The 15,290-nt window shown below is 60.0% G+C and carries 13 protein-coding genes; 8 read left to right on the top strand and 5 right to left on the bottom strand.

The features are described from left to right. Positions 1-6 precede the first annotated feature (6 nt). The 8 genes from ACWPM9_RS10850 (at position 7) to ACWPM9_RS10885 (ending at position 9,911) form a co-directional block, all read left to right on the top strand. The gene (locus ACWPM9_RS10850; protein WP_484755126.1) at positions 7-381 is read left to right on the top strand and encodes a hypothetical protein; all 375 of its coding nucleotides are present in this window, start codon (positions 7-9) and stop codon (positions 379-381) included. Positions 382-1,208: 827 nt separating this feature from the next. Then, complete coding sequence (locus ACWPM9_RS10855; RefSeq protein WP_428186655.1) at positions 1,209-2,540, top strand: MFS family transporter; 1,332 nt, start codon at positions 1,209-1,211, stop codon at positions 2,538-2,540. 201 nt (positions 2,541-2,741) lie between these two features. After that, a complete protein-coding gene (locus ACWPM9_RS10860; protein WP_428186654.1) occupies positions 2,742-3,437 on the top strand; it encodes a response regulator transcription factor in 696 nt (231 codons plus the stop codon). Positions 3,438-3,683: 246 nt separating this feature from the next. After that, positions 3,684-5,669: a primary-amine oxidase gene (locus ACWPM9_RS10865; protein ID WP_484755127.1), complete on the top strand. Its 1,986-nt coding sequence runs from the start codon at positions 3,684-3,686 to the stop codon at positions 5,667-5,669. A gap of 82 nt (positions 5,670-5,751) precedes the next feature. After that, complete coding sequence (locus ACWPM9_RS10870; RefSeq protein ID WP_484755128.1) at positions 5,752-6,930, top strand: ABC transporter substrate-binding protein; 1,179 nt, start codon at positions 5,752-5,754, stop codon at positions 6,928-6,930. A gap of 73 nt (positions 6,931-7,003) precedes the next feature. After that, positions 7,004-8,125 carry an ABC transporter ATP-binding protein gene (locus tag ACWPM9_RS10875; protein ID WP_484755129.1) on the top strand — a complete coding sequence of 374 codons (1,122 nt, stop codon included), beginning with the start codon at positions 7,004-7,006 and terminating at the stop codon, positions 8,123-8,125. Positions 8,126-8,155: 30 nt separating this feature from the next. After that, positions 8,156-9,091: an ABC transporter permease gene (locus ACWPM9_RS10880; RefSeq protein WP_484755130.1), complete on the top strand. Its 936-nt coding sequence runs from the start codon at positions 8,156-8,158 to the stop codon at positions 9,089-9,091. A gap of 13 nt (positions 9,092-9,104) precedes the next feature. Further along, entirely contained in the window at positions 9,105-9,911 is an 807-nt protein-coding gene (locus ACWPM9_RS10885) for an ABC transporter permease (protein WP_484755131.1), read from the top strand. 265 nt (positions 9,912-10,176) lie between these two features. Here the strand turns inward: ACWPM9_RS10885 and ACWPM9_RS10890 are convergent, their stop codons facing one another. From ACWPM9_RS10890 to ACWPM9_RS10910, 5 genes are all read right to left on the bottom strand, one after another. Further along, on the bottom strand, positions 10,177-11,022 hold the full coding sequence (locus tag ACWPM9_RS10890; protein ID WP_484755132.1) for a copper chaperone: 846 nt from the start codon (positions 11,020-11,022) through the stop codon (positions 10,177-10,179). A gap of 439 nt (positions 11,023-11,461) precedes the next feature. Next, positions 11,462-11,956, bottom strand: coding sequence for a hypothetical protein (locus ACWPM9_RS10895; RefSeq protein ID WP_484755133.1), 495 nt, complete (start codon positions 11,954-11,956; stop codon positions 11,462-11,464). Then, positions 11,953-12,318 carry a 5-carboxymethyl-2-hydroxymuconate Delta-isomerase gene (locus ACWPM9_RS10900; protein WP_484755134.1) on the bottom strand — a complete coding sequence of 122 codons (366 nt, stop codon included), beginning with the start codon at positions 12,316-12,318 and terminating at the stop codon, positions 11,953-11,955. Before ACWPM9_RS10900 ends, ACWPM9_RS10895 begins: the two co-directional genes overlap by 4 nt. A gap of 5 nt (positions 12,319-12,323) precedes the next feature. After that, complete coding sequence (locus tag ACWPM9_RS10905; protein ID WP_484755135.1) at positions 12,324-13,787, bottom strand: glutamine synthetase family protein; 1,464 nt, start codon at positions 13,785-13,787, stop codon at positions 12,324-12,326. 60 nt (positions 13,788-13,847) lie between these two features. Continuing rightward, positions 13,848-15,167: a Rieske 2Fe-2S domain-containing protein gene (locus ACWPM9_RS10910; RefSeq protein WP_484755136.1), complete on the bottom strand. Its 1,320-nt coding sequence runs from the start codon at positions 15,165-15,167 to the stop codon at positions 13,848-13,850. Between the last annotated feature and the right edge of the window lie 123 nt (positions 15,168-15,290).

Here is a 15,290-nt window from a genome sequence, read left to right on the forward strand (position 1 = left end):
ATTGACATGGCAGACAATCTGGATTTTGAGGATTTGAGACGGCGGCTGTTGTTGGCCATGGCGGAGGCGGTTGACGACCTTGATACCATGGAGAGCTTTCTCGCCCGAAACGCATACAAGATCGAATATGGTTACGCGCCGGCCGATGGCGCAATTGCCACTGATATCTTGATGATGCTCTCCTATGCGGATGTGACCATCAGCTTTATTAGGCAGCACGGTGTGGAGATCCTTGGTTCTGCCGGCTCTTTCGCGAGCCTCTACGCAGTCTTCGCTCAAGAAAGACGCAACTCGAAAAACGACCTGTCCGACGCTGAAGATCAGGAAATGCGAGAAGCCATAAAGAAGATTCTTGAAGAAGTACTCAAGTCGAAGCGCTAGGCGAACCGTAGATTTTGAGCCAATTGTGATTGACGTGAGTTGGACGGATTCGAGGAAGTCCTCGTCGCGTTTGTCGTATCGTGTTGTGACGGCGCGGAAGTGTTTGAGCTTGCAGTCTCCGCTCGCCCCAAAACCGGAGCGGCTATCCAGTCACAGTGCCATTGAGACCGTTGCGGCGAACGCAACATCGAGCGGGTGATGCGGCCTATGTGAGGCCGTGGAGTGCTTGCGGCCTTGACCAGTTGGCTTGTCGGGGAACAAAAACGCGACGGCCTTAAGGTCAGGCAGTAAGTGAGTTGAACAATCTGCCCCGCCCCCTCTGACGACCATCATCTTACAGGCAAGCTCTGTCTGCTTTCGGCTGCCAAGCCATAACCGCAAATAATTTGCAATACTCACCTCACGGTCAATCAATAATGCATGGTACTTGGTACATGTTATTTCGTGTATCGCTCTGTTATATATGAATGTTTTTCACCGATCGGTCCAATCGATCATGGGGGCGACGGCGAAGAGTTTTTCGCCGTTAAAATACTGCTTCTTCATTGTATTGTTCTGTCGTTCCTGCCGAGCGTCCACGCCGTCTTTTTTCAAGATCGGCCACTGTCTAACACAGCCGCGCCGTTGAAACCACTCACGCGCCCGGGCCGCTGCATTGCGCGGCGCATCGATGATATCGCACCGGTCGATGCCAGCCTGCCGTCATCGTCGCGCCTGCAAATCCATGACGCATGCCCGTATCCTGCAGATTGCAAAGCGCTGTGGATTGCCTTTTGCCCAGATCGCGATAGATGTACGTACACTAATCATTACATTGGCCTATCAATATGTTCCAGGAGGATAAAATCTTGGTCAAGACATCCGCAGCCGAGGCTGCGTCTCCCTATACTGCCGAAGAAACGCGGCACCGTATTTTCTCCATCATGGCGGCATCGTCGGGCAATCTCGTCGAGTGGTTCGATTTCTACGTCTATGCCTTTACGGCGCTCTATTTCAAAAGCTCGTTCTTTCCCAACGAAGATCCGACGGTTCAATTGCTGCAGACCGCAGGCGTGTTCGCTGCAGGCTTCCTGATGCGCCCGATCGGCGGCTGGATTTTCGGCCGCGTTGCCGACCGTCTGGGACGCAAGTCTTCGATGCTGATTTCGGTGTCCATGATGTGCGGCGGATCGCTGATGATCGCGGTCTTGCCGACCTATGCCCAGATCGGGGCATTTGCGCCGTTCCTGCTGCTGGTCGCCCGGCTTATTCAGGGCCTTTCTGTGGGCGGGGAGTACGGCACGACGGCGACCTATATGTCGGAAGTGGCGCTGCGCGGTCGCCGCGGCTTCTTTGCCTCGTTCCAGTATGTGACACTGATTGGCGGGCAGTTGCTGGCTGTGCTTGTCATCGTCATCATCGAATCCCTGATGTCTTCGGAAGAGATCACCCAATGGGGCTGGCGTATTCCCTTCATCATCGGCGCTTTGGCGGCCATCGTTTCGATCTTTCTGCGCCGCAGCCTTGCCGAGACGCAGAAGGCCGAGACCCGTGCCAACAAGAATGCCGGGTCGATCACGGAACTGTTTCGCCATCACACGCCGGCATTCCTCACGGTGCTCGGTTATACCGCCGGCGGCTCGCTGATTTTCTACACCTTCACCACCTATATGCAGAAATATCTGGTCAACACCGTCCATATGCCGGTCAAGACGGCCAGCTATGTGATGACCGTGGCGCTGTTTCTATATATGTGCATGCAGCCCGTGTTCGGCGCCCTTTCGGACCGGATCGGTCGCCGCAACAACATGCTGCTGTTCGGAGCGCTGGGTGCGCTTTGCACCTTGCCGATCCTGACAACGCTCCAGCATGTCACAAGCCCGCTTATGGCCGGCATCCTGATCGTGCTCGCGCTTGCTATCGTCAGCTTTTACACCTCGATCAGCGGGATCGTGAAAGCCGAGATGTTTCCCCCGGAAGTGCGCGCCTTGGGTGTCGGTCTGGCCTATGCCATCGGCAATGCCATCTTCGGCGGTTCGGCTGAATTCGTGGCGCTGTCGATGAAGACGGCCGGTCATGAGCAGATGTTCTACTGGTATGTCACGGCGATGATGGTCATCGCATTCCTGGTCGCCCTGCGCCTGCCGCGTCAGGGGCGTTACCTGCACAACGATCACTGAGACTGACACACTGCAAAACTGGAGCGCGGGTATCGACGATGCCCGCGCTTTTTTTTGCGATCCGCGTGCCGCCATCAGGTGCCGCTGACACCTCCCTTCCACCCTGTGTTTCCAGGGCCTCATCGCCGAGGCGCTTGACTCCATTGTTGCATCGCAGCAATAATTGCATTGCGGCATTTTAGCGCACTGTGGAGTATAGCCATGGCTTTCACGGAAGTTCGCAAGCGGGAATTCATCGACGAGACCTTTCGGCTGCTTTCCGGGGCGCTGGGCGCCAGCCGACTGGTGTTTTACTCCGTGGATGACAATAATAACCTGCATAATTTTGTATGTTCGCGGGTCCCCTCCGAGTTCCTGAAAATCTACATCCGTGAGATGCATGCCCACGACCCGCTGCATGTGCGCCAGATCGAGCATGAGCAAAGTCCGGTGATCAATATGATGGATGCCGGGCGCTATGCGCCCGAAAGCGAGGTGGCCCTCTACCGGCAGTTCCTCGACGTCTTCCAGGTCAGCAACACGATAGAACTGATCTTTCAGCGCGACAGCCAGATCTATGCCGGCATCAGCGTGATGTGGACGGCTGACGACACCATGCCGACGGCCAATCAGTTCCATCTGGCCGATACGCTGCATCCCTACATCTCCTTCAATCTCCAGGAGGTGCTGCCGCGGTCGAAGGCCGGCACGGCACAGAAGGCCAACGCATTGCTGCACCTGACCCAGCGCGAGGCGGAGGTTGCCAGACTGCTGTGCTGCGGTCGCACCAATGCCGATATCGCCGAATGTCTGGGGATCGGGGTTGCGACGGTCAAGACCCACCTCATCCACATCTTCGACAAGGCTGGCGTCGACAATCGGGCCGGGCTTGTGTCGCGCATGATGCAATTCAGCTGAACCAGCAACGCCCCCAAAATCCTCATGGACGATCCGGACAATGCCTGCTGCAGTGACGCTTCGCTGCCGGCTGCGGCCCCGGCTGCCCGGCGTTTCCGGCAAAGCCCGTTTTCTTTGACGGATGTCAACCGTTCGGTGGATGGACATTATTTGGGCACGCACAAATATTGAGCTCCAAGAGTTGACGAAGCGCAGGAATGACGCCTGCGGATGTCGACGGTGAAAACCTGAAATGGAGGATCGGCCATGAACGAGAGGCCCAATGTTTCCCTGCCCCTGCAAGCCTCGCCTGCCTTTGCGCATCCGCTCGACCCGCTCACGGCAGAGGAATTGATCAAGGCCGCGTCGATCCTGCGCGCCCACTTCGATTTCGGTCCTGCTATGCTGTTCGAGACGATCGAGTTGCTGGAGCCTGCCAAGGAGGTCGTGCGTGCCTTCGTTGCCGGCATGCCCATCGAGCGCAAGGCGCGGTTCAACGTGCACAAGCGCGGCAGCACCGGCGTCTGGCGCGGCCGGTTGGATCTCGGCACGGGGACGGTCACAAAGGTCGACTTTCTGGCCGATGCCCGTCCGATGATCTCGCCGGAAGAATTCATGATGATCGAAGATGTGGCCAAAGCGGATCCGCGCTTCCAGGAGGCCATCCGCCGTCGCGGCATCGAGAACATGGCCTTTGTCTGCGTAGACCCCTGGTCAGCCGGCAATTTTTCCGTGCCGGGTGAGGAGAGCAAGCGCCTGGCGCATACCTTTGTCTGGCTGCGCATGTCCGAACTCGACAATTATTATGCTCATCCTGTCGAGGGGCTGAATGTCGTGGTCGATGTCGACAAGCTCGAAGTGCTGCGGGTCGACGATCACTCTGCCGCCTCCGGCACCTTCGTTCCAGTCCCCGACACCCCGATCAACTACGATGCCGAGCTGCTCACCGATTTTCGCAAGCCGCTGAAACCCCTGGACGTGGTGCAGAGCGAGGGTCCGAGCTTCACCATCGAAGGCAACAAGCTCACCTGGGACAACTGGGATGTTCGCATCAGCTTCAACGGCCGCGAGGGTCTGGTGCTGCAACAAGTCGGCTATACCGTGGACGGCCAGCGCCGGCCGATCCTCTACCGGGTCTCCATGGCGGAAATGGTCGTGCCCTACGGCAATCCGGACGGCGTGCATTACCGCAAAAACGTGTTCGACAGCGGCGAATACGGCTTTGGCAAGCTGGTCAATTCGCTGGCGCTCGGCTGCGATTGCCTCGGCCATATCCACTATATGGACGTCGTTCTGCCTGACATGATGGGCAATCCGCGCCTGATCCCGAGTGCCATCTGCATCCATGAGGAAGATGCCGGGCTTGCCTGGAAACATTTCGACTTCCGCTCGGAGCGTACCGAGACCCGTCGCATGCGCCGCCTCGTCATCTCCTCGATCACCACGGTCGGCAATTACGAATACTGCTGCTACTGGTATTTGTTCCAGGACGGCACGATCGAATTCGAGATGAAGGCGACCGGCGTCATCAACACCGCCGCCTGCGTCCCCGGAACCGAGCAAAAATACGGAACCGAAGTCGCCCCCGGCGTGGTCGGTCACATCCACCAGCACGTCTTCTGCATGCGGCTCGACATGGAAGTCGACGGCCCAGACAACACCGTCGTCGAATGCGACACCGTCGCCCCGCCGATGGGCCCGGACAATCCCATGGGCAATGCCTTCTATGTCGAGCAGACACCGCTCACCAGCGAGCTGAAGGCGAGGCGCCGGGTCGATTTCGAAAAGTCGCGCTACTGGAAGATCACCAATCCGAACGTCAAGAACTGGGTGGGAAAGCCGACCGCCTACAAGCTGGAAACCCCCTCGGCCATCCAGCCCTATACCAATCCGCAGGGACCATCGGGCAAGCGCGGGGGCTTCGTCTACAACCATCTGTGGGTCACGCCCTACGACCCCGAGGAACGCTTCCCGGCTGGCGAATACATGAACCATTCCAGCGGCGATGACGGCCTGCCGGCCTGGACTGCCAAGGACCGGTCGACCGACAATACCGATATCGTCGTCTGGCACTCCTTCGGCCTGCACCACATCCCGCGCGTCGAGGACCATCCGGTCCAGCCCTGCGTGCTGTGCGGCTTCAAGCTGATGCCGGTCGGCTTCTTCAACGGCAATCCGCTCATCAACCTGCCGCCGGAAACCAACAAGGCCAGCAAGTCCAATACGCAGGGCGCGAGCTGCTGCCACAGTTGAATGCATGGCGGGCCCTGCCCGCCGCCTGTCGCGCGATACCGATCTCGCAATAATCGTCGTCATCCAACCAGAGGGTCCATACATGAAGCATAGAAACCTCTTGCAATCCTTCAGCCAGTCCCGGCGCGCCTTTCTGCGCGACACTGTCTCGATCTCGGCAGGCATCGCCGCCGCCTCCATGATGCCGGGCGCGGCCTGGGCGGCGCGCGAAAAGGAAATGAATATCTATTGCTGGGAGGGCTACAATTCAGACAAGGTGCTGGATCCGTTCCGCAAGGAATTCGACTGTAACGTCAAGGCCCAGGGCCTGATCTCCGACCCGGAAGCCGTCAACCAGCTGCGCGCCGGCGATACCAAGGTCTGGGACATCATCAACCTCAACAATGCCTGGGGCCGCCGGCAACTCTACCCGGAAAACCTGATCAAGCCCCTGGACAAGGCGAAGTTCGAGCCGCTGTGGGACATGATGATCCCGGAATTCAAGTGGCCCTATCATTGGGCCATGTCCGACGACGGCGATGCATTGCTGGGCATGATCCAGCGCTATGGTCCGTCGGGCATGCTGATCAACACCGACAAGGTATCGGCGCAGACCCTTGCCGACGAAGGCTACGACCTGATGCTGTCGGACGACTACAAGGGCAAATATGCCGTGTTGATGTATGACGACTGGGTCATCATGCATGTGGTGATTGCCGCCGGCTTCAACCCGTTTCGCGAATTGACCGAGGCGGAAATCGGCACATACGAGGAGGTCATGCGCAAGCTGATCAACAATGCCGCCTTCCTGTCCGACGACATGAACGCCATTGCGCTCGGCATGATCAACGGCTCGATCGAAGGCTCCTTCCCCGGCAGCGTTTATTCCGTTTCGGCAGCCCGCTATGACGGCAATCCGAACCTGCGCTGCGTCGTGCCCAACAAGGGGCCAGAGGAAATGGGCGGAAAGGCCGGCGTCTGCTGGATGGAACTGACCTCGCTCGTCAACAACCCTCAGCTATCGCCGCGCGCTGAGGATTTCCTCCAATACTGCTTCCGTCCGGAGACGGCCAAGAACGTCTCGTTTGCCGAAGGGACTTACAATCCGGTTGGACAGATGGGCGACCCCAAGGTGCTGGCGCTGTTCAACAGCGAAGAACTCGACGCCTTCCAGTATGACACACTGGCCGAAGACATGGCCAAATGCGCCGACTTCGACATCATCCCCAGCTACGCCAAGCTGCACGAGATCTTCTCGGCCGCCGTGCGCGAAAAGGCCTGAAGGGCCAGGGAGACCGGCGCTCCCGGCCTCCCGACAGTTCTCAACGTGTTCAAGAGACAGATGGGACCGCAAGATGACAGCAGCCACCGGCAATATCGACATCGCATCGGCAACGCCCGTGCCCATTCTCCAACTGCGCGCCGTCGACAAGTTCTTCGCCGAATTCCCAGCCGTCGACCGGATCAGCCTGGATATACGCGAGGGTGAGTTCTTCACCATCGTCGGCCCATCGGGCAGCGGCAAGACGACCATGGTGCGCATGCTGGTCGGCATGGACAAGCCGACCAATGGCGATATCCTCTTGCGCGGCGAACGCATCAACGACGTGCCGGCCAACAAGCGCCCGACCTGCATGGTGTTCCAGTCGCTGGCGCTGTTTCCCCATCGCACCGTCGGCCAGAACATCGAATTTCCCCTGAAGATCCGCGGTGTGAAGGCCGCAAGCCGCAAGGAACGGGCACTGGAACTGATGGCGCAACTGCGCCTGCCGGAAAGCTATTACGGCAAGGGCGTGTGGCAATGCTCCGGCGGGGAACGGCAGCGCGTCGCCCTTGCCCGGGCGCTCGCCTTCGATCCCGAAATCCTGTTCTTCGACGAGCCGCTGTCGGCGCTCGACTACAAGCTGCGCAAGATCCTGGAGAAGGAACTGAAGGACATTCACCGCGAGACCGGCAAGACCTTCGTCTACATCACCCATTCGCTCGAGGAGGCCATGGTGATGTCGGACCGCATCGGCGTGATGAACAAGGGCCGTTTCGTGCAGATCGGCACGCCCAACGAGATCTACGGCAATCCCTCGACCCGCTTCGTCTCGGAATTCATGGGCGAGGTCAACATTCTCGAGGTCGGTCCCGGCCCGGACGGCACGGTGATCGACCAGATCACCGGCGCCAGCTATCTGGCACCCCCGATCGCCGATGCTTTCGCCGGTGGCTCCCTGGTCATCCGCCCCGAGGACATCCGCTTCCTGGACGACCCAGCCGCCCCGGCGGCCAACAAGCTGGAAGGCGTGGTCTATAACGAATATCTGCTGGGATCGCGGGTGCAGTATCAGGTGCGCGTCGGCGATGCGCAGGTCTTTCTGGTCGAAAAACTGCGCGAGCAGCAGCTGGCCAGTGCCCGCGGCGGCCGCGTGACAATCGCCTGGGACGCTGCGGATTCAACCGTCTTCCCGGCCGCCCGCTTTACCAACTGATTTGAGCAGCAGAGACGAAGGACGTCGCCCATGACGGATGCAAGCGAAACGCTCAGCCACAATGCCGCTCTGCCGCGTCGGGTCTCGCGCGCCGAGGCCTGGCCTGTACGGCTTGGCCGCGGCCTGATGAAACCCGGATTTCTGGCGGCCCTGCCCGTCGGGATTCTGCTGCTGGTGGGCTTTCTCGGCCCGCTGACGCTGGTCTTCGTGTTTGCCTTCATGCCGCCGCAGACCTTCTCCCTGCTGCAGATGCCGACGCTTGAGAATTTTCGCACGATCTTTGCCGACAGCTATTACCTGTCCTTCCTGGCCTCCCTGCAGCTGGCCGCCTCCACCGTCGCCATCCTGCTGGTCATCTGCTATCCCCTGGCGATTGCCATGGCGCGGGTGTTTACACGCAAGGCCGGCATTCTGGCGCTGATCCTGGCCGCTCCGCTGTTCGTCGCCGACAATCTGCGGCTGATGGGATGGATGCTGTTCCTGGTCAAGGGAGGGGTCGTCTCCGGCACCCTGCAGACCTATCTCGGCATCCCCGTCGATTCCATGCTCTACACCTTCAGTGCCACGCTGTTCGGGCTGGTCTACATCAATCTGCCGATGATGCTCTTCCCGATGATCCTCGGCGTCTCCATGGTGCCGGCGACGATGCGCGAAGCGGCCTTCGATCTGGGCGCCAGCCGCTTTCAGGTGATGCGGGAGGTCGATATTCCGCTCGCCATGCCCGGCATCATGATCGGGGCGCTGATCACCTTCATCCTCGCCGCCGGCGCCATCACCGAGGCCAAGGTGCTCGGCGGAACGGCTGTGGTGATGATCGCCCAGGACATCCAGAAGGAATTCACCTTCGCGCAGAACTGGCCGAAAGGCTCGGCCCTGTCGATGCTGATGATCGTGCTGGCAGGCTCCCTGGCGCTCGCCATGTTCAAACGCGTCGATCTCGACGCCATTTTCGGCCGCAAGGGATGAGAGGATCACGCTTATGAACGATTTCAGCCGCCGCGCCAGAATCGCCTATGGCAGCGCCATGGCCGCCCTCATCCTGTTCATGTATTTGCCGATGATCACGATGGCGCTCGCCTCGTTCTCGCGGTCCAAATATTTCAGCTTTCCGGTGCCGAAATATTCCGAAAAATGGTATATCGAGGTGTTCCAGTCCCTGTCGATCCGCGATTTCTTCTGGACCTCGACGGTCGTCGCCGTGGCCGTTGCCTGCCTGTCCACGGTGCTGGCCTTCTTCGGAGCGCTGGCCTTTGCCCGCTACGACTGGAAGGGCCGACGGCTGTTCCAGAAGATCATTCTGCTGCCTATCCTTTTTCCGCAGGCCGTGCTGGGTCTGGCCTTGCTGCTGTGGTTCACCGCGCTCGGCATCACGCCCACCTGGCAGGCGACCGTGTTTGCCCATATGGTCTGGATTGCGCCGATCGCCACGCTGGTGATCGCCATCCAGGTCTATTCCTTCGATCCGGCGGTGGAAGAGGCCGCCTACGACCTGGGAGCCAGCCGCTGGCAGGTGATGCGGGAAATCACCCTGCCCCTGCTGGCTCCAGGCATCTTTTCCGGCTTCACCTTCGCGTTCCTGTTGTCCTGGGCGAATTTTCCGCTGTCGATGCTCTCATCCGGTGCCGATTCGACCATTCCCGAGTGGGTCAGCGCCAAGCTGCAGTCCGGCTATACGCCGCAGGTACCGGCGGTGGGCACTCTGACCATCCTTGCCGCCGCCTTTGTGATGGCACTGGGCTACCAGATCTCGGCGCTCATGAAGCGCCGCCAAATCAAGGCCAGCTAAAACAGATAAGCAGGGAAAACCCAACTGACGGCGGCTCGCCACCCGCGCGCCGGAGATCGGTCGAGGCCTGCTCTTTTCATGAGAGACGTGCCGGTCGAACCGGTTCCTCATCCCGTCGCACGGCCTGACGGATCGGCTGTGAGCGGCTGACGTCAAGCAATGTGAATTGCAGCTTCGAGCCCAGGCGCGATGCTTGTGACCGTGTCGGCAGCGGCACGCCAGACAAAGACGCCTGCCGACAAGCATGTCCGATGCCAAGAATGCACTATGCCGTTGCTGCGGAATACATCCATGCCGATCCGGCAAGAACCAGCGCCATGCCGATGCCGTGCGACAACCGGTTTTTCGCCACGCCCTTTTCCATGATCATGACCAAGAAGATGAGCGTCATGGCGACGATGTTCATCGTTCCCAGAACGATCATGGTCATCATCAGCGGCCCGTTGGACCTTGCACAACAGACAGAATAGCGAATGCCTGCAGCGAATGACGCGCATGTGCTCGAGGTACAATCAGTTGCAACAATATTCGCGGTTGCGATGCTTCGCCGGGCCTTGTGTTTGAACGGTGTCCATTGAAAAGCCCCGGCAGCGACAACCGCGCCTGCAGCCACAACACCCGTGAGCCCCGCAGTGGAGACCAGGTGGGGACCGACCTCAATGGACAAGGTCATGTCGATGGTCGCAAGCGCGAGGGAAAACAGGGTCCAGATAAATCCGTAACCGAAGAGGAAGCAGAAGGCCGGGGCGGCGGAACAGCCGGCCTTGAGCATCCGCCAAGCAGGCGTGGCGCAGGGCAACATCATCGCCAGCGTCATCGTTGCAGCCATTCCACAGAATTGGCTCCAGAGACCCCATGAGAAAACCGGCTTTACCTCCGCGATACAGAATGACTGCCAGAGTTCGATGGGGATCCCTTTCAGCATCAGGACAAGGCCAGCGGCGAGCGCCATGCCAGGGCCGAGCAAGCCCGTTTCGGACGCGGAAATGGCCGTACCGAGCATATCGGCGATTGCCAGCCACCCGAACACGACAAGACTTGCCGCCAAAAGATAGGCCGGTCGTGCGCCATGCGGAAACGAAATTGAAGGTGAAAGGCGCAAGGAAGGCATTGCGGTCGTTCCTCTCGAGGCAGATCCATCTTGATCAGGCATTGAAGTCTGCGCATGCGGGAGTGGCCCTGCAATCAACCATATGGTGGAGGCTCTGATGCGACCGCGGGCAACCGATGAATGAAGCTCCCCCTGTCCGACGACAGCTTGATCATTCGGTTCTGCGGCAACCTTCAGACTTCGAGGACGTCTGTCGGACTTGGTGCCGGCATCCGAGAGCGGCGTAGATCGTCGAGCATGCCAAGTGGTTTTCCAGGGCATGGCGATTGACCATGACGAACTGGATCTGCATCTGGCCGGATCTGACAGTCGGCCTGCCCGCGCCTAGAGGCCTGGAGCGGGTTGCGGTCGTTCATGCTTGTCAATTCGCGTCAAAGGGAAAGACGGCCGGTTCGCCCCGCGCTCTTCAGTGGTTGCCGCCGCCCAAGCCGTCGAACGCTCACGGTGTCCAGAAACTTGCTTGCGGATGGGCTGCAGCATATTCAGCGATTTCAAGTTGGGCTTGGGCATGCACGGCCGATGCGATCCACCAGGAAAACATTTCGTCGTGTCGCGGGTCGAGCCCGGCACAGGCGGCAACGACACCGCCCAGAACAGCACTTCCCTGGAAAACGCTGTCACCCGCGCGAAGATAGGCCGGTGGTATTTGCGCGCCGGGCAGTGCGTACCGGGCTGAAATCTCGGCCTTTTTCAGAGCGATTTCCCTGTTCGGCCAAGGCGACGTCGACAAGTCGCCCAGTTCCGTGACGAGGTAACACGCCTCCGCAAACGGCCCCCCCTGGTCCGGACGCCAGCCGGTGATGGCGTCAATTCCCGTCACCACCACGGCAAGATGCGCGCGGCCGGTAACGCCCGTATCGAAAACCGCTTCGATGGCCGGGCGGACAAAGGAAAAGGCCCTCTCTGCCAGGGCCGGTGACAGAAAACCGGTCAATGCGCATTCTCCACGGGTTGTTTCAGAAGTCTTTTTTTGTAAGCCACAGGGTCCATGTCGCGAATGTCGACACTGATGCTTTCCACGGTGGAAAAGTCTTGTGCAAGGTCGTGCCGGATGAGCTCCGCGAGGTGTGCCTTCTGCGCCGAGGTGCGACCGGCCAGCAGGCATACGGTGACATGGACGAACGTGGTCAGTCCACCCTCAAGACGGACGTGATCGAAGGGCATGGCGCGAACCTTGATATCCGCCGGCTGCATCACGCCGGAGCGCGCCCCGGCCGAAAACGCCACCTCCATCATCTCCGCGATCGAGAATTCGTGCTCCAGGTTCCGGGCATATTCGATGATAAAATGCGGCATGGCGCTTAATACAACGCGAAATATTCGCGCTGCTCCCATTCCGAGACGGTCATCAGATAACGATCCCATTCCGCACGCTTGATATGGGCCAGATACCGGACGAAGGCCGCCCCGAACCGATCGCGGTAGAAGGCGCTCGCCTCGAAGCGTTCAATGGCAGCGACAAGGCTGGTCGGCAGGGCGGCGGCATCGGTGGCATAGGGGTTCTCAACCGGTTCCGGTGCCTGGAGACCCCGCTCCAGCCCATCGAGGCCGGCAAGGATCTGCGAAGCGAAAAACAGATAGGGATTTGCGGCAGGTTCGGCGACACGGTTCTCGATCCGACTGGCCCTGTCGCCCGGCGTCATCAGCCCGCGGATCATCGCGCCCTTGTTGTCCCGGCCCCACTGGATGCGGTCGGGGGCCATCTGGTTTGGCTGATAGCGCTTGTAACCGTTAACGGTCGGCGTCGTCAGCAGGCAACTCTCCTGGGCATGCTCCAGCAGACCCGCGATCCAGCCGCTCGCCTCGACAGACAGGGTCCCATCTGCCGCCGGCATGAACAGATTGCGGCCGCTTGCGACATCGACAAGGGATTGGTGCAGATGCCAGCCGCTCGGCACCGCATTGTCCAGGCGCGGCCGGCACATGAAGGTCGCATGCAGTCCGTGACGCCGGCAGACCTGTTTCGCCATCATCCGGAACATCACCATGGCATCGGCATGGGCCAGCGGGGCATCCGGCTCGAAGGTGAATTCGAACTGGCTGGGTCCGAATTCCGCTTCCATGGAGCGCACCGGCAACTCGAGTGCCTGGGCGGCCCGACGCAGATGATCCATCACGTCTTCCAGAGCATCGTACCGCCCATCGGTCAGATACTGGAAGCCGTGCGACAGGAGACTGGTCTCGGGAGACCGGGACGGCATGCCGCCATCGCTATGCGCCAGCCGCTCGTCATCGATGCGAAAGACGTAGAACTCGACTTCGAGGCCGCAAACCATTTGCCGGCTTGTCGATTCCAGCAGGGCATTCGCACGCTTCAAAATGCCTCGTGTGCAGAACGGCATGGGACTGCCATCCTTGTCATAGACGTCGCAAATCAGCATCGCGCTGTGCGGCGACCAGGGCAGCACGCGGAAGGTTGCCGGATCGGGAACAATCAGCACATCCCCTGCCCCTGTCAGCATGCCCTCGCCGAAACCGATATCTCCGGCCCAGACATTGAAGACCGTCCGATGCGACGTATCCTTGAGCAGCAGGGTCGATGTCATCGCCATGCCGTTGCGGAACACCGATGCCAGGCTCTCGGCGGTCACCGCCTTGCCCCGCAACACGCCGTGCTGATCGACGAAGTTGAGCCGGATCGTCTCCAGCCCCAGATCTCGTATCTTTGCCAGGACCTCATGGGCCTTGTCGAAATCCTGAGCGAGCAGAAGACCCTTTTCGGCCGTCAGGCCATTGTCAAGACGAACCGAAGTGGTCTCGGACATTGGAAAACCTCATCAGTAGAGAACAAACCGGCGTCAGATGCGACGCGCAGGGCACACGGGTCAGACGGAGGCATCCCAGCCACAGGCTTCGCGGCGCCTGGAATCCGCATCCCGCCACACCTGCTGCCACTCGTCGGCCGGCCCGATGGCGTCAATCGACAGGGGCCCGCGGATCTCCTCGACAGACCGCCGCTCGCCCATCATCGGCAAGGCCGACAGGTCGCCGACCTTCAGGCGGTTGATCGCCTCGATCAAGCGGCGGCGATTGCGACTGATACCGACATCGCTACGTCCGAGATGTTCCCGGGTGCGGTCCTGGATCGCCCCCATGGATTCCACCGCCCACTGGTCGTGTACATTGATGTCGAGCCCCATGCCCGTATAGGTCAGGGTTTCCTGCTCGCTCGGATTGTAACCGTAATTGTTGCGCTTGTTCTTCCGCGGCGCGTAGTCCGGCAACGTATGCTCCTGCAGGCGCTGTTCCCGCATCAATGCCTTGTCGACGGGTTTGCCAAAGCTCGTAAACATCGCAAACCAGTAGCAAGTCTCGTCATCGATGGGCACGTGCCACTGGGTGATCGTCATTTCATTCGACATCGGAATGCAGATCGCCTCGGGGAAGATCTGGTTGGTCACGCGCACATGGCTGCGGCCATCCGGCAGGTGCCGCAGCGCGGTCAGGCGCAAACCATAGTCGGTCTCTTCGACATGGATTTCAGGGCGCGGATATTCGCGCAATAACTGTGTCATCGGGATCTCGGTGTCAGCAGCCTTGTCGCGAAACTGTTTGCCATAGCTTTTCGACGGGTCCTCGTCTTCCAGGAAGCGGTGCAGGAATGACGCATGCGCCGGGTCGATCCCGATCTCCATGGCCTGAAGCCAGTTGCATTCCCACAGCCCCTTGAAGGCAAAGACATGCGTGTCAGGCGCACGAAAGCAGTCGAAATCCGGGAACGGCGGCGGATCTCCCGCCCCGAGATAGGCGAATATCACGCCGTTCCGCTCGACCACCGGATAGGATTTGGTGCGGATGTTGCGATACATCTGGCTGCCTTCAGGCTCGCCTGGCTGCTCGACACATTGGCCGGTGCGGTCGAAATGCCAGCCATGGAACGGACAGCGCAGGCCATTGTCTTCGCGGCGCCCGAAACAGAGATCGACGCCGCGATGCGGACAGTAACGGTCGATGAGGCCGAGTTCGCCGGCATTGTCGCGAAAGAGCACCAGATCTTCACCCAGCAACCGGACAGGTGCGACCGGTCGCGCTTCCGGCAGTTCCTCGAGCAGCGCCGCCGGATGCCAATATTGGCGCAGGACCTCGCCGGCAGGCGTGCCCGCGCCAACCCGGCTGATCATTTCATTCTGCTCTTTGCTCATCATGATGGGGGCACTCCTTGACGAAATAGGTAGAATTACGGACGAACCAATCTGAGGACTGGGCCACGACCGACTACGGTCTGCGGCGAATAGCGCGCGCACCGGCCAATTCACGGCGCCAGTATG

It is taken from the genome of Agrobacterium sp. H141, assembly GCF_057158725.1.

Coding starts and splice junctions, on each gene's coding strand:
- ACWPM9_RS10850 (WP_484755126.1), top strand. CDS start 7: ATGGCAGACAATCTGGATTTTGAGGATTTGAGACGGCGGCTGTTGTTG.
- ACWPM9_RS10855 (WP_428186655.1), top strand. CDS start 1,209: ATGTTCCAGGAGGATAAAATCTTGGTCAAGACATCCGCAGCCGAGGCT.
- ACWPM9_RS10860 (WP_428186654.1), top strand. CDS start 2,742: ATGGCTTTCACGGAAGTTCGCAAGCGGGAATTCATCGACGAGACCTTT.
- ACWPM9_RS10865 (WP_484755127.1), top strand. CDS start 3,684: ATGAACGAGAGGCCCAATGTTTCCCTGCCCCTGCAAGCCTCGCCTGCC.
- ACWPM9_RS10870 (WP_484755128.1), top strand. CDS start 5,752: ATGAAGCATAGAAACCTCTTGCAATCCTTCAGCCAGTCCCGGCGCGCC.
- ACWPM9_RS10875 (WP_484755129.1), top strand. CDS start 7,004: ATGACAGCAGCCACCGGCAATATCGACATCGCATCGGCAACGCCCGTG.
- ACWPM9_RS10880 (WP_484755130.1), top strand. CDS start 8,156: ATGACGGATGCAAGCGAAACGCTCAGCCACAATGCCGCTCTGCCGCGT.
- ACWPM9_RS10885 (WP_484755131.1), top strand. CDS start 9,105: ATGAACGATTTCAGCCGCCGCGCCAGAATCGCCTATGGCAGCGCCATG.
- ACWPM9_RS10890 (WP_484755132.1), bottom strand. CDS start 11,022: ATGCCTTCCTTGCGCCTTTCACCTTCAATTTCGTTTCCGCATGGCGCA.
- ACWPM9_RS10900 (WP_484755134.1), bottom strand. CDS start 12,318: ATGCCGCATTTTATCATCGAATATGCCCGGAACCTGGAGCACGAATTC.
- ACWPM9_RS10905 (WP_484755135.1), bottom strand. CDS start 13,787: ATGTCCGAGACCACTTCGGTTCGTCTTGACAATGGCCTGACGGCCGAA.
- ACWPM9_RS10910 (WP_484755136.1), bottom strand. CDS start 15,167: ATGATGAGCAAAGAGCAGAATGAAATGATCAGCCGGGTTGGCGCGGGC.